14 protein-coding genes are annotated in these 13909 nt (G+C 63.3%); 7 read left to right on the top strand and 7 right to left on the bottom strand.

What is annotated here, in order from left to right; translation table 11 throughout:
- Window positions 1-52: 52 nt before the first annotated feature.
- Window positions 53-343, top strand: a complete 291-nt coding sequence (gene hisE, locus VR74_RS03760; RefSeq protein ID WP_299949525.1) for a phosphoribosyl-ATP diphosphatase — start codon at window positions 53-55, stop codon at window positions 341-343.
- 266 nt (window positions 344-609) lie between these two features.
- Here the strand turns inward: hisE and VR74_RS03755 are convergent, their stop codons facing one another.
- The gene (locus VR74_RS03755; RefSeq protein ID WP_045694527.1) at window positions 610-1344 is read right to left on the bottom strand and encodes a DUF6065 family protein; all 735 of its coding nucleotides are present in this window, start codon (window positions 1342-1344) and stop codon (window positions 610-612) included.
- Window positions 1345-1403: 59 nt separating this feature from the next.
- Here VR74_RS03755 and VR74_RS03750 point away from each other — a divergent pair, with 59 nt between their 5' ends.
- Window positions 1404-1898, top strand: a complete 495-nt coding sequence (locus VR74_RS03750) for a prolyl-tRNA synthetase associated domain-containing protein (RefSeq protein WP_045694525.1) — start codon at window positions 1404-1406, stop codon at window positions 1896-1898.
- An 85-nt stretch (window positions 1899-1983) separates the two neighbouring features.
- The gene (locus VR74_RS03745) at window positions 1984-3000 is read left to right on the top strand and encodes an aldo/keto reductase (protein WP_045694524.1); all 1017 of its coding nucleotides are present in this window, start codon (window positions 1984-1986) and stop codon (window positions 2998-3000) included.
- Window positions 3001-3005: 5 nt separating this feature from the next.
- Here VR74_RS03745 and VR74_RS03740 read toward each other — a convergent pair whose 3' ends face one another.
- The gene (locus VR74_RS03740; RefSeq protein WP_045694522.1) at window positions 3006-5465 is read right to left on the bottom strand and encodes a DNA translocase FtsK 4TM domain-containing protein; all 2460 of its coding nucleotides are present in this window, start codon (window positions 5463-5465) and stop codon (window positions 3006-3008) included.
- A gap of 272 nt (window positions 5466-5737) precedes the next feature.
- Here VR74_RS03740 and VR74_RS03735 point away from each other — a divergent pair, with 272 nt between their 5' ends.
- Complete coding sequence (locus VR74_RS03735; protein ID WP_299949521.1) at window positions 5738-6607, top strand: fasciclin domain-containing protein; 870 nt, start codon at window positions 5738-5740, stop codon at window positions 6605-6607.
- A 75-nt stretch (window positions 6608-6682) separates the two neighbouring features.
- Here the strand turns inward: VR74_RS03735 and VR74_RS03730 are convergent, their stop codons facing one another.
- Window positions 6683-8041 carry an ammonium transporter gene (locus tag VR74_RS03730; RefSeq protein ID WP_045694521.1) on the bottom strand — a complete coding sequence of 453 codons (1359 nt, stop codon included), beginning with the start codon at window positions 8039-8041 and terminating at the stop codon, window positions 6683-6685.
- 215 nt (window positions 8042-8256) lie between these two features.
- Between VR74_RS03730 and VR74_RS03725 the strand changes: the two genes are divergently transcribed.
- Complete coding sequence (locus VR74_RS03725) at window positions 8257-9495, top strand: FAD-dependent monooxygenase (RefSeq protein WP_045694519.1); 1239 nt, start codon at window positions 8257-8259, stop codon at window positions 9493-9495.
- Window positions 9496-9593: 98 nt separating this feature from the next.
- Here the strand turns inward: VR74_RS03725 and VR74_RS03720 are convergent, their stop codons facing one another.
- From VR74_RS03720 to trxA, 4 genes are read right to left on the bottom strand one after another with little or no spacing between them, the layout of a single operon-like run.
- On the bottom strand, window positions 9594-9899 hold the full coding sequence (locus VR74_RS03720) for a DUF971 domain-containing protein (RefSeq protein ID WP_045694517.1): 306 nt from the start codon (window positions 9897-9899) through the stop codon (window positions 9594-9596).
- Complete coding sequence (locus tag VR74_RS03715) at window positions 9896-10129, bottom strand: Trm112 family protein (RefSeq protein ID WP_045694516.1); 234 nt, start codon at window positions 10127-10129, stop codon at window positions 9896-9898. Before VR74_RS03715 ends, VR74_RS03720 begins: the two co-directional genes overlap by 4 nt.
- 12 nt (window positions 10130-10141) lie before the next feature.
- Window positions 10142-10792, bottom strand: coding sequence for an LON peptidase substrate-binding domain-containing protein (locus VR74_RS03710; protein ID WP_045694515.1), 651 nt, complete (start codon window positions 10790-10792; stop codon window positions 10142-10144).
- Window positions 10793-10843: 51 nt separating this feature from the next.
- A complete protein-coding gene (trxA, locus tag VR74_RS03705; protein ID WP_299949519.1) occupies window positions 10844-11731 on the bottom strand; it encodes a thioredoxin in 888 nt (295 codons plus the stop codon).
- 258 nt (window positions 11732-11989) lie between these two features.
- Here trxA and VR74_RS03700 point away from each other — a divergent pair, with 258 nt between their 5' ends.
- Both VR74_RS03700 and VR74_RS03695 read left to right on the top strand, forming a co-directional pair.
- Entirely contained in the window at window positions 11990-12652 is a 663-nt protein-coding gene (locus VR74_RS03700; protein WP_045694512.1) for an outer membrane lipoprotein carrier protein LolA, read from the top strand.
- Window positions 12653-12943: 291 nt separating this feature from the next.
- Entirely contained in the window at window positions 12944-13747 is an 804-nt protein-coding gene (locus tag VR74_RS03695; RefSeq protein ID WP_045694543.1) for an exodeoxyribonuclease III, read from the top strand.
- The last annotated feature ends 162 nt before the right edge of the window (window positions 13748-13909 follow it).

The following is a 13909-nucleotide window of genomic DNA, read 5'->3' as shown; positions in this document are numbered from 1 at the left end:
GCTCGGCCCCCCCGCCCGCCTCGCCGCCGCCCTCGAACACCTCTCCGGCACAATCGACGCGCGCGCCCTTGAAGGCGATGCAGGCACTTCGTGGACAGCCCGCCTCCTCGCCAAGGGGCCGGATGCCGTCGCCGCCAAGATCGCCGAGGAAGGCGCAGAACTCGCCGAAGCCGTAATCCGCGAAAGCGACGACCATGTCGCGAGCGAGGCCGCCGACGTGATCTATCACCTCATGGTCGGTCTCAGGTCACGCGGCGTCCCGCTCGACGCCGTCGCCGAAAAACTGGAAGCCCGCCAGGCCACCAGCGGCCTCGCCGAGAAGGCCTCGCGGACCAGGGACTGATCTTCCAGCCCGCGTCACCTCCGATGGCGCAGCCATCTGGGGGCCCATCTCCAGTCGTCTCACCTACCAAACCCGGTTCGCCGGGCACCAGACGGTGATGGGCTGCCAGACCGCTGCGCGGTCGGCAGTGACGCAATATTGGAATTTTGCTCAACTGGACCGAAAAATACGTGCAGTTTGGTGCACGCTCCGGGCTCCATTCGTGCTTTTTCCTTGCAGCTGTTCGTTCAGGCCGGGCGGCGCTTTTCCGGGGGAAAGAGGGCGGCCTACATGTCCTTCACGGGCTTCAGGCGGCGCTTGGTCTGGTGGGCATCGGCCTTGTCGCCCGTCACCTTCTCGCCCTTCATATAGTGGCGCTGCCAGCGTTCGCGCATCGCCTTTTCCTCGCCAGTCGCGAGGCGGGCATTGAAGTCTGACCGGCTCGCCGTCCAGGCCTCGTATTCCTTCACCAGCTCAGGATTGGTCTTCATCGCCTTGCGTTCCGGGGTGATCTCTTCCAGCCTTTTGTGCTCCATCAGCGTGATGAAGCAGAACGGCTCGCCCTTGCGGAAAATCACTTCGCCGGGCCGCGTCATCGCCCAGTTCATTGTGAAAGGGAAGGGCAGCCAGTCGGTTTCCACAAGGCCCGTCAGGGGCGAAATGCCGTCCTTCGGCCAGTTCGGTGCGCCGGTCGCCCACACACCCCAGCCGGGCGGGGTGCGGAACAGGTGGCCGGTATGGAAGGTGACGATGCCGCGCATGAAATGGCTGTCGGCAAAACTCGCAATCGCTGCCGGGTCGCCGGTTGTGAGGAACTGGATGTCCTCTTTCCGCGGCCCGCCATTCCACACGATCTTGATGTCCATCGGGCAGAGGATTTCCCAGCCGGTGGAGTTCGCCATGGTCAGCGGCAGGCAGCGATAGGGGTGGCGGTCGGGGAAAGCGTCCATCCATTCCCGCTGGCTGCGGCCGGGAACAATCTCCGGCGCAACATCATGTATCTTATAGCATTCGAGACGCATGGGGATAAGTTTCTCCGAAAGGCTTGACGCTAAAGGAAAGTCTTGGCCCAAAGTGCTGGATGACCGCAAGCCCCGAAGACCTGTTCGCCTATCTCGATGCTCACGGCATAACGCACCAGACGCACTGGCACGCGCCCGTCTTCACCGTTGCCGAAGGCGCCGATCTCAAGGCGGCCATGCCGGGCATCCACACCAAGAACCTGTTCCTGAAGGACAAGGACGGCGCTTTCATCCTCATCTCGGCCGAGGCGCACACGCAGATCGCCCTCAACCAGCTTCATCGCCATATCGGCACCAAACGCCTCTCCTTCGGCTCTGCCGGGGACATGCTGGCGCTGCTGGGCGTCACCCCTGGCTCGGTGACCGCCTTCGCCCTGATGAATGACACGGGCCGCAAGGTCCGCTTCATCGCCGATGCCGCGCTGTTCACTGCTGATCCGGTCAACTTCCACCCCCTGACGAACACCGCCACAACAGCCGTATCGCGGGATGATTTCAGGCGTTTTGTCGAATCGACGGGCCATACATGCGACGTGCTGGACCTTTCGGCCTGACGCTGCGGCAATCGCCGCGCCCTATGGCGCTGCCACGGATAGCCGTTAATCTTGGCCGCGAAACCGACATTCCGGGGAGGAAAACATGAGAACACGTCGTCTTGGCAAGAGCGCCATCTATGTGTCCGACATCTGCATGGGCACAATGACCTTCGGGTCCCAGACAGACGAGAAGGAAGCATTCCGCATTCTCGACGAATGCTATGATGCCGGCATCAATTTCTATGATGCGGCGGAAAACTATCCCGTACCGCCGGATCCGAAATGGGCCGGGCGCACCGAGGAGATCGTCGGAAAGTGGATGAAAACCAAGGACCGGGACTCCCTGATCATCGCCACCAAAGTGTCCGGCCCCTCGCACGGCTGGATCAAGAGCTCCCAGCGCGCCGGCATGACCGCCATGGACCGCCACAATATTACCCGCGCCGTTGAGGCCAGCCTCGAACGCCTCGATACGGATTATATCGACCTCTACCAGACGCACTGGCCCGATCATGGCACCGGCTTTGACGAGACAATGGAAACCCTGGACGAACTGGTCCGCGCCGGTCTCATCCGCATCATCGGCTGCAGCAACGAGAATGCCTGGGGCCTGATGAAAAGCCTCGCCACCGCCGAGCGCCTTGGCACGGCACGCTACCAGACGATCCAGAACAATTTCAGCCTGAACAACCGGCGCTTCGAAGACGAGCTCGCCAATATCTGCAAGCACGAAAATGTCAGCCTGATCCCGTATTCGCCGATTGCGGGCGGCGTTTTATCCGGCAAGTACAATGGCGGCGCGACGCCCGAAGGCGCACGCTTCTCCAGCTATATCAACAAGGGCGGCCGCCACACGCTGATGGCCCAGCGCTTCGTCAACGAAAAGTCACTTGCCGCAACCGAACGCTACATGGCCATCGCCGAAGAGGCCGGCATGTCGCCTGTCACGCTGGCGACGGCCTGGTCGAAGCAGCATGACTTCGTCGCGTCCACCATTGTCGGCGTCAGCCGCCAGGACCAGCTCGCGCCAATCCTTGCCGCGGCCGAAATGGTCCTCTCCGACGACATCATGAAAGCCTGCGACGCGGTGTCGAAGGACATCCTCTATCCGATGGGCTAAGCGGATCAGTCGCCGCCCGGCGCGCCACTGGCCAGCACTTCGCGCCGGCCGGCATGGTTCGGCGCGGAGATGATGCCCTCTTCCTCAAGCCGGTCGATCAGACCGGCCGCCTTGTTGTAGCCGACCTTGAGGCGGCGCTGCAGGTAGGAGGTCGATGCCCGCTTGTCGCGCACGACGATGGCGATCGACTGGGCGAACAGGTCATCATCGTCATCGCCCGTCGACGTGCCCAGCATGGCGTCCATCACGGCTGATCCTGTCGAACCGTCCTCCGGCGCTTCGAGGATATCCATGACATAGTCAGGCTCGCCCTGTTCCTTCAGCCAGTCCACCACCGCGCCGACTTCCTCATCGGAGACGAACGGCCCGTGCAGGCGCTGCGATTTCTTGCCGGGCGCCTGATACAGCAGGTCGCCCATGCCGAGCAACTGCTCCGCGCCCTGCTCGTTGAGGATGGTGCGCGAGTCGATCTTCGTCGTCACCATGTAGGAAATCCGTGTCGGGAAGTTCGCCTTGATCGTACCGGTAATAACGTCCACCGACGGGCGCTGCGTAGCGGTGATCAGGTGGATACCTGCCGCCCGCGCCATTTGCGCCAGGCGCTGCACGCAGCCTTCGATTTCCTTGCCGGCTACCATCATCAGGTCCGCCATCTCGTCGATCACGACGACAATGTTCGGTATATGGTCGACAGGCAGGATTTCCGTCTCAAGGATCGGCTTGCCGCGTTCGTCATAGCCAACCTGAACCTTGCGCGACATTTCCTCACCCGAAGCGCGGAACTTGGCGGCCTTGTCGTTGAAACCGGCCAGGTTGCGCACGCCCGCCTTCGACATCAGTTCATAGCGGCCTTCCATTTCGCGCACTGTCCACTGCAGCGCGTTAACGGCCTTTTTCGGATCCGTCACGACCGGCGCCAGCAAGTGAGGGATGCCCTCATAAATCGACAGTTCCAGCATTTTGGGGTCGATCATGATGAAGCGGCACTGTTCCGGCGTATGGCGGTACAGCAACGACAGGATCATCGCGTTGACCCCAACCGATTTGCCCGAACCGGTCGTGCCCGCGATCAGCAGGTGAGGCATCTTGGCGAGGTCCACCACAGTCGGCACACCGCCAATATCCTCGCCCAGCGCCATGGGCAGGCTGGCGCGCGTGGCCACGTAGGGCTCGGCCTGCAGCAGCGTGCGCAGATAGACCGTATCGCGATCATCATTCGGCAATTCGATACCAATCGCGTTCTTGCCCGGCACAACGGCGACACGGGCCGATACCGCGCTCATCGAGCGGGCAATATCGTCCGCCAGCGAAATGACGCGCGATGACTTCACGCCCGGCGCAGGCTCCATTTCGAACAGCGTGATCACCGGGCCCGGCCGCACTTCCTTGATCCGCCCACGGACGCCAAACTCCTTGAGCACTTCAGACAGCCGTGCTGCTTTCGCGATCAGCGCTTCCTCGTCCACCGTATCGCCGCGCTCTTCCGGCATTTGCAGCAGGTCGATCGAGGGCAGGCGCGGCGTCTTGCTGCGGCGCTCGGTCTTGGTGACGCGCGGCAAAGGCGACTTGGCTGACGGTTTCGGTGTCTTGAAGCGCAGCGTGCGAACCGGTTCCTCCACCTCGTCGATGGCGTCCTCGTCGTCTTCCTCGTAATCCTCCTCGTCGAATATCTCTTCGAGCTCTTCGTCGTCCTCGTCATAATCGGCCGGCTTTTTCGGCTTCCTCAGGAAGCTGCGCGCCTCGCCGGACAGCCCGTCATCGCCCTTTACCACACGCGCCCGGTCATTGATCTCGCTCGGGCGGCGCTTCGGCATCAGCACACGGCCAGCCGACGCCAGCAGGCCAGCCAGGCCACGCGCCTTCCTAGCCGCGCGCAATCCGGATGTTGCCGCAGCTTCCTGGAGCAGTTGCGCGTCACCGCGCCGGAACCCGAGCGCAGACAGCGCGGCCCACAGCGCTGCGCCGCCCAGCACGAAACCGGCCCACATGCCCGGCGATGGCAGGAGCAGCGCGCGGAACGGCATTTCGGCATAGTAGAACAGCGCATCGCCCACGACGCCGCCCAGTCCGGCGCTCAGCGGCCAGGACTCTGGTACGGGCCACCCGGCAAAGCACGCCGCCGACAGCGGCACGAAGGATGCGCCAAGGATCCAGCGCCGCATGCTGGGCGCGCCGATCAGCACGGCCCGCATTGCGCCGCCAATCATCAGCGCCAGTCCGGCGGTCCAGCTCGACCAGCCGAAGCCCTGACGGGCAAGATCGGAGAAGATCGCGCCCGGGCCGCCAAAAAGGTTCTGCACGGCGGCGTCCGTGGCCGCGTTCCAGCTCGGGTCGCTCGGCACATAGGAACCGACACTGCCACACACGAACACGCCCGCGGCAAAGGCGGCGGCCCCTGTCAGAATCCTCCAGACAGGATCGCTTGCACTGGGGGCGTCGTCATCAATGTAGGCGTAATCAGTCATATGCTGGCGCAACTCCGCTTCTCGGAATGGGAAGCCCGCATACTGGCGTATCAGGCTTAACACCGCGCAAACGGGCAAGCGTGGATTCAGGCGGCATGGTTAACGTGTTCCGCCGCATCGCAGGGCCCTTGCGGCCGCCCTGCGCCGCTTGTGCCGGAGAAAATTTTTGCCCCGAATCCGGCGCCTGAACTGAATTTAATGCACCTGACAGGGGAACATCACGCCGCCACGTGCCGTTGCTTGCCCATAATCCAACACTGAAGGAGACGACCATGAAACGCATTCTGATCATTCCCGCCGCGGCAGCCCTGTTAACGGGTCTCTCGGCCAATGCGCAGGATTTTAATGAGAATCCTGATGCCGTTAACGCTTCCGCCCAGGTGCTGTACACCGGTGACGAGGCCAATCTCGACGAGATGACGATCGAGCAACTGAACGCCCTGCAGCTGCAACGGCTGCAAACCGCTTCCGTTGATATGGCGGCATCCGGCGAAACCCTGTTCCAGGCCGCCGATGCCGACACGACAGCCCCGGCTGTGACCGCCGAACTCGAAGCTGAGGCCGAGGCCACAACCGAAATGGGCGGCCCTGACTATGCGTCGAAAACAGATGCGATGGCCGATGCCGAAATGTCCGGCACGATTGCCGACATTGCCAAGGGCGACCCCCGCTTCTCGACGCTTGTCACACTGCTGGTGCAGGCTGACCTTGCCGGCACGCTTGCCAATGACGGCCCGTTCACCGTTTTTGCCCCGACCAATGATGCCTTCGCCCGGCTCGACCCTGAGCTTGTTGCGCGCCTGACATCAGGTGAGGCCAATGACGAACTCGCCGCACTCCTGAAACGCCACGTCGTGAAAGGCTCCTATGAGGCAGCCGACATCGCGCAAGGCGAAACCGGAATCACGACCCTCGCCGGGACGAATCTCGCCATCGAGCGGGCCGGCGACATGATTACCGCAGACCACGTTGATGTCGTCAGCGCCGATATCGACGCTTCGAATGGCGTGATCCATGCCATCGACATGGTCATCATGCCGGTCGCCGAAACTGAAGCCGAAGTTGAGGTTGAGGCCGAGTCCGGCGTCGGTCTCGATGCGGATATTGACCTGGGAACCGGGATTGACCCGCTCGGCCAGTAATCCATCCATACGTCAGACATGAAAAAACCCCGGCAGGCGCAAGCCCGCCGGGGTTTCATTCTATCGGAAGCCCCCTCAGCCCCGAGCGAATTCCGGATAGGCTTCAAGGCCGATCTCTGCCTTGTCGAGACCCATCTCTTCGGCCTCAAGGCTGCAGCGCACACCGATGGTGAACTTGAGCAGCAGCCAGACGACAGCCGAGGCGGCGACAACGAACACGCCGGTCAGCGCAACGCCGACAAACTGTCCGAGATAGGTGGCGCCGCTGTTTGTCGCCGCAACGATCATCGTGCCCCAGATGCCGCACACGAGGTGAGCCGGGATGGCGCCGACAACATCGTCGATCTTGAACTTGTCGAGAAGCGGCACGGACAGGACCACGAGCACGCCGCCCACGCCACCAATCAGCACAGCCTGGCCCATGCTTGGCATCAGCGGTTCTGCCGTGATCGACACGAGGCCGCCAATGGCCCCGTTGAACACCATGGTGGCGTCGACCTTGCCCTTGTACATCACGGCCGTGGTGATCATCGCCGCGAGCACGCCGCCAACAGCCGCCATGTTCGTATTGGCAAAGATCTGCGCCACGGAGTTGATGTCTGCTGCCGTGCCCGCAGCCAGCTGCGAGGCACCGTTGAAGCCGAACCAGCCGAACCAGAGGATGAACGTACCGAGCGCCGCGAGCGGGATGTTCGAACCCGGCATCGGGTTGATCTGCTTGCCAAAATACTTTCCGGCGCGCGGACCGATCACGATGGCACCGACGAGAGCTGCCCAGCCGCCCACGGAGTGGACAAGGGTGGAACCGGCAAAGTCAGAGAAGCCCCAGACGGTATCGAGATAGCCGGCGCCCCATTCCCAGGACACGACGATCGGATAAATGAAGGCCGTCAGCACGGCGGTAAAGATCAGGAAGGGCCACAGCTTGACCCGTTCGGCCACGGTGCCCGAAACGATCGAGGCGGCCGTTGCCACAAACACCATCTGGAAGAACCAGTCGGAGGCTGGCGCATAGCCGGCCTCGCTCTGGACACTGAGGTCCCCGCCAGACCAGGGTCCGGGCGTGGTGCCGAGCAGGCCGTTGAGCACGGTTTCAGCCGGGTAGGCCATGTTGTAGCCGACGACCCAGAACATCAGGCCCGCGATGGAATAGAGTGCAACGTTCTTGGTCGACTGCATTGCAGCGTTCTTTGAACGGACAAGACCGGCTTCCAGCATGCAGAAACCTGCAGCCATCAGCATCACGATGATGCCGCCAATCAGGAACAGGTAGCTATTGTCGACATACGCGCTGGCGCTGCCATTCACGCTCTCTTCCAGTGCGGCAAGCCGCGCGGAGAGGTCGTCTTCCTGGGCATAGGCCAGGACCCCCACTGTCAGCGCGACAGGCAGCAAGGCTGCCCCGCGTATCCATCTTCCTATTGTCTGGCCCATCTCTGGCCCCTCCTTCGTCAATGACCATGGAGCTCGGGACCCCCCGCGCTCTCCCATTGCTGATATGATTGAGCCGCCCGGCGAAAGTCGCTTGCGGTGCCGGGGTCAGGGCGGATTCTGGGCCCGCGTGGTCAATCCCTGTGCAGGGTTGCGGCCAATCGCCCAATTCTGCGTCATCGCTGGACGGTTTGGTTACCGCCCACTACCTTGATGCAATGACTGATACGACTTCCGCCCCCTCCCTGAAGGCCGAGCTGGCCGTCATTGGTGCCGGCCCCGTCGGCACGTCGCTCGCCATCCTTGCGGCGCAGGCCGGATTCCAGACTGTGCTGGTCGATGCCCGCGACCCGGCCGCAACCCCTCCCCCGGACACGCGCAATTTCGCCATCGTGCGCGGCAGCTGGCGCCTCCTGGGTGCGGCGGGCGTGCATCCGGCGCTGGAAGGCCACACCCAGCCGCTGATGGGCCTTGAGGCCATTGATGGCGGGCGCCACTGGATGGGCGCGCCCTCTGTCCTGTTTGGTACAGACGACCTTCCCGAGGACGCACAGGGCGAACCGCTCGGCCAGATGGTCCCGGCTGCCGCATTGCAGGTTGCACTGGATGATGTCGCCGCTGCCACACCAAACCTGACATGGCTGCGCAATACGCGGTTCACCGGCCTCACGCCCCATCCGGCCCATGCCCGCATAATCCTGGATGACGGACACACGATTGATGCCGGCCTCGTGGCCGCCTGCGACGGCATGAAATCGGGCGTGCGCAACGCGCTCGGTATCACCACTGAAGGGCGCGCCTACGGGAAGTCGGTCTTCGCCGCCGACGTTAAGCTTTCGCGGCCTCATAACGGCCTCGCGCGCCAGCTGTTCACGCCCGAAGGCCCTTTTGCGACCCTCCCGCTGCCCGGAAATCGTGCAAACCTCGCCTGGTACATGAAGACCGGCGCGGCCGAAGCCATGGCCGCCATGCCCGTCGCCGACATTGAAGCGGAGCTGAATGCCCGCTTTGCCGGTTTTGCCGGCGAGATGAAACTTGACGGCCCGCCGCTCGCCTACGCGCTGCATCTCCAGCTGGCGACGAAAATGGTCGGCCCGCGAACGGCCCTGCTGGGCGACGCGGCCCACCGGATCAACCCGCTGGCCGGCCAGGGACTGAATCTCGGCTTCAAGGATGTCGGCGCGCTCATTGATGTGATGACAGAGGCGCGCAGCGTGGGCCTCGATCCGGGCGCCGATACGAGCCTGCACCGCTACCAGCAATGGCGCCGGTTTGATGCCACCACGACGGCCATGTTCATGGATGGCGTCGACCGGGTCTTTTCAAACGACAATGCGGTCCTGAAACCCCTGCGCGGGATCGCCCTCATCGCGGCCAGCAGGATCGGCCCCGTCCGCCGCGCCATGGCCCGTCAGGCCAGCGCCGACCAGGCAGACCTGCCAAGCCTGATGCGTTAGAGCAGCGTGCCGAAAAGTGGACCCGGTTTTCGGGGACACGCTGCGACCAACAAGAAATTCTGGATCAGAGTGCTGATTCCTGAAATCAGCACTCTGATCTAGACCCCAACCGTCAGGCGCTTCAGCAGGTCCCAGGTATAAAGACCGCTTGAATGCCCGTCCGAGAAGATAATCCTGACCGCATAGCGGCCCACCGGCTCGGCCCGTTCGACCGTAATGTCCGGCGCCACCGGCGGCTGGACCGGCTTCGGTCCCGCGCCATGTCCCTGCACTTCGGCCGAGGGACTGTTTTCCCGCAGGCGTACGAAACCAACCGATCCGGACGAACCGTCATCGAAATCGGCCACCAGTTCGCGCCGCGTGCGGGCGAATGTCAGCCGCACCGGCCAGGCGGGCGCGCTCATGACTCATCTCCCTCTGGCGCGCCTGTGTCGAGGTCGCGCGCTTCGTCGGCCAGCATGATCGGAATGCCGCCGCGGATCGGATAGGCGAGCCTGGCTTTCTTCGACACGAGTTCGCCGGCCGCGCGGTCATAGGTCAGCGTCTGGCGCGTCACCGGGCAGATCAGGATTTCCAGGAGGCGCGGATCCACGCCCGATCCCCGTTCCGGCTTGCCAGTCGCTTCGCTGCTCATTCAGTGTCCGTCCTATTGCATGGTTCCGCCATCATTGCCCGGAACATCCATTCTGAGCAGAGTAATGAGCGTTTCAGCGCGCGCTTTCAAGGTCGGTGCCTCGATCAGCGCCTGCTTTTCAATGGTCGAGAACGGACATCCCGAACACAGGGCGTTGACCAGCGTCTCCAGCGGCGCGTCTTCCACCGCCGACCAGTCGGCCTCCATCTTGTTGATCGCAACATAGGCCCTCAGCGCGCCGACCAGCTTGTCCCGGCTCGGCAGGTCCGTGTCATTGGCTGGAAACAGGTCGGACTCATAGGGCGCCCAGTCCGGCCTGACCTTGCGATAGGGTGTGGTCACGTCAAGCTCGTCACGGATCGCAAAGCGCGCAATGCCGGTCAGCGTGATGAGATAGCGCCCGTCCTCGGTCTCCGAATAGGATGTGATCCGCCCCGCGCAACCGACATCGGCAAGGCCCGGACGCGCTTTCGGTCCGCCCATGGCCTGCACCATCCCGATCAGCCGCGAGCCCGATATGGCATCGTCGATCATGTTCAGGTAGCGCGGCTCGAAAATGTTGAGCGGCAATTGCCAGCGCGGCAATAACAGCGCGCCGGGCAGCGGAAACACGGCCAACACCTCCGGCAGGTCGCTCGTCTTCCGGTAATGTCCCGCGCTCATCGGTCCTGTTCCTGTCTCCGTCATGGATACCAAGGTGGGCCGAATGCCGGTTTAGGCAAACATCAGCGATGCCAGCCGGCGCCGACCCTCGACAGTCGCCGGATCGGTCGGCCCGGCGGCTTCGAACACTTGTAGCAGCTTTTCCTTCGCCTTGCCGCCTTCCCAGTCGAGTTTCGCGCCGAGGATGATCAGCAAATGGTCGATGGCATCCTTGTAGCGCTGGGTGCCGACATATTTCTCCGCCAGCTCGAAACGCTTGGCGTGATCCTCCGGCGCCGCGCTCACCGCGCTCAGCAATGCGTCGAACTCGCCCGGCTCGGGCGCGTCGGCCATCAGCTCGATCGCCGTGCGGACGCCCTTGACGGCACTATCGTGCCTGGCCGATTCCGGCAGCATATCGAGCGTCGCGCTAGCGCGCTCCTTGTCGCCATTGGCCAGGTAACACCGCGCAAGCCCTGCAATCGCGGTCACATTGTCCGGGTCTTCCTGGATCACGCTGGCATAGATCTGCGCAGCGGTGCTGATATCGCCCGCCTGGCTGGCCGCTTCGGCCTGCGCCAGCGCCTCGGCAATCACCTGCGCGCTGTCGGTGCCGGTCAGCAGCTTGTCGACAAAGGCCTTGACCTGTCCCTCCGGCAGCGCGCCGAGGAACGCATCGACCGGGCGGCCCTTGTCGAAGGCATATACGGCCGGGATGGAACGCACGCCGAGCTGGCCGGCATAGGCCGGGTTCTCGTCGATATTGATCTTCACCAGCTTGACCGCGCCCTTCCGGGCATCGACCACGCGCTCGATCACCGGGCCGAGCTGCTTGCACGGCCCGCACCACGGCGCCCAGAAGTCGACGATCACCGGCTGCGTATTCGAGGCTTCGACCACATCGGCCATGAAATCCTGGTCGGTGCTGTCCTTGGTATTGAGCGGGGCCGTGTCGGGCATGGGTGGCATTCCTTTATGTACGGGCCTTTATATACGGGCGCAAAGATGGGCCCGCAGGCGGCGATGCGCAAGGCAGTCTGTAATCGCGCCGCAACCGCAAACCCGCAAGCCATGTTCATCTCCCGTCCGGTTTCCGCCCGTCGGGCTCCCTACCTGAACGGCTGCCAACGAAAAGCGGCCGAAATACCTTGATCCTGCCCTGTTTAGGTGAGGTTCAGACCATTAAGTTGATACCCATGGTCAAAGGAGGCCATTCCCATGATGAATCTGCTGACAACCCTCGGCGCGATCACCGCCATTGCCACCGCACCGCTCGCCGTTTCCCTCCAGGACGCGGTCCCGGTCGCGCCTCCCGTGACCGCCCCGGCCACCACCTCGGCGCTGACCGCACAGGAACGCTCGGCCATCCTCAAGAGCGTTTCGCAGGCGATGACCGAGGTCAGGACCGCGCGCGGCAAGTTCGAACAGCTTGCCCCCGACTATACCGTGTCCACCGGCAGCTTCGCCCTCTCGCGTCCCGGCAAGGTGCGCTTCGACTATGACGACCCGACCCCGATCCTTATCGTCAGCAATGGCGCGACCGTTGCCATGCAGGACAGCGAACTGGAAACAACCGACCGCGTGCCCCTCAGCTCGACGCCGCTCTCTCTCCTGCTCGATGACAGCCTCGATTTCGAAAACGAAGCCCAGGTGCTCGACGTCGTCCGTGCCAATGGCCGCATCGGCGTCACGCTCCGCGACAGGTCCGGCGAGATGGACGGCACGCTGACCCTCGTCCTGTCGGATGTCACAAAGGAATTGCTCGGCTGGCGCACCGAGGATACCGGCGGCAACATCACCTCGGTCCAGCTGGTTGATGTCGAATATGGCAAGAAGCTCAACCCGCGCCTCTTCATCCTCAAGGATTTCGACGACGAATAGGCATTCTTTTCGGCGCGCATCCGCCTGGATGCGCGTTGCGAAACTGTCAAAAACGGGAAAAGCAACCAACTAACGCATAATTTACTTGATTATCTCTGCAAGCGTGACATCTTTGCAACTGTCGATGAAACGGACACCCCGCGCAGCAATTGACCCCCCGCTGTGAACTCCCGTGACATCGCCGCCGGACCTCCCTTGCCGGTGAGACGTTGAAACTTGCGTCAGGCGCGCCCGAACTCCCCCGCGTTCGGGCGCGTTGACGTTTCAGGGATCGGTGGTACGCACCTGAACATGGCCAAACCGCTCAAGATCGTCAGCTGGAACATCAACTCTGTGCGCCTGCGCGCGCCGAATGTCGCCGGCTTTGTTGCCGCCGAGGCGCCTGATGTCATCTGCCTGCAGGAAACCAAGTGCCAGGATGGCGAATTCCCGGAAAAGCAGTTCCGCGAAATGGGCTTCAAGCACCTGATCCTCAACGGGCAGAAAGGCGGCCATCACGGCGTCGCCATCGCCTCGCGCCTGCCGCTTGAGCGGGTCGACGTGCCGGACCTCTGCCGCCACGGCCATGCCCGCGCCATTGCGGCGCGCGTGGGCGGGCTCGAAATCCACAATATCTACCTGCCCGCCGGCGGCGACGAGCCGGACCCGGTCAAGAATGACAAGTTCGCCCACAAGCTCGATTTCCTCGAAAAGCTGGGCAGGGGCTACAAGACGCTCCCCCGGGCCCCGCGCCTCCTCGTCGGCGACCTCAACGTCGCCCCGCACGAGAACGATGTCTGGTCGCACAAACAGCTCCTGAAGATCGTGTCGCACACGCCGGTCGAAACCGGCCTCCTCGAAGACTCGCGCCAGACCGCCGCCTTTGCCGACATTGCCCGCCTCGCGGTGCCCGACGAACAGAAGCTCTATTCCTGGTGGAGCTATCGCGCCAAGGACTGGGCCGCCGCCAACAAGGGCCGCCGCCTCGATCATATCTGGGCCAATCCGGACGCCCTGCCAAACACCAAGATCGACACCTACCGTGTCCACCTCGCCTGGCGCGGCGGCTGGAAACCCTCCGACCACGCCCCGATCAGCGTCAAGGTGAGCGTTTAGCCATTACCCCCAGCGCCCGCACTCCCGGCGAACGCCGGGACCTCACGCAATTAAAGACCGGACCAGCCGCAGGAGACCCCGGCCTTCGCCGGGGATGCGGCGTCACTCCCGCGCCTTCCCCAACCCATTTCCCGCCCTACTCAAGCTGATCCTCGTCGAATA

Origin of the sequence: Hyphomonas sp. BRH_c22 (assembly GCF_000961795.1) — a bacterium.
In the GTDB taxonomy this organism is placed as follows: domain Bacteria; phylum Pseudomonadota; class Alphaproteobacteria; order Caulobacterales; family Hyphomonadaceae; genus Hyphomonas.
The sequence above is the reverse complement of the archived record's forward strand: the minus strand, read 5'-3'. Positions and strand labels throughout refer to the sequence as shown.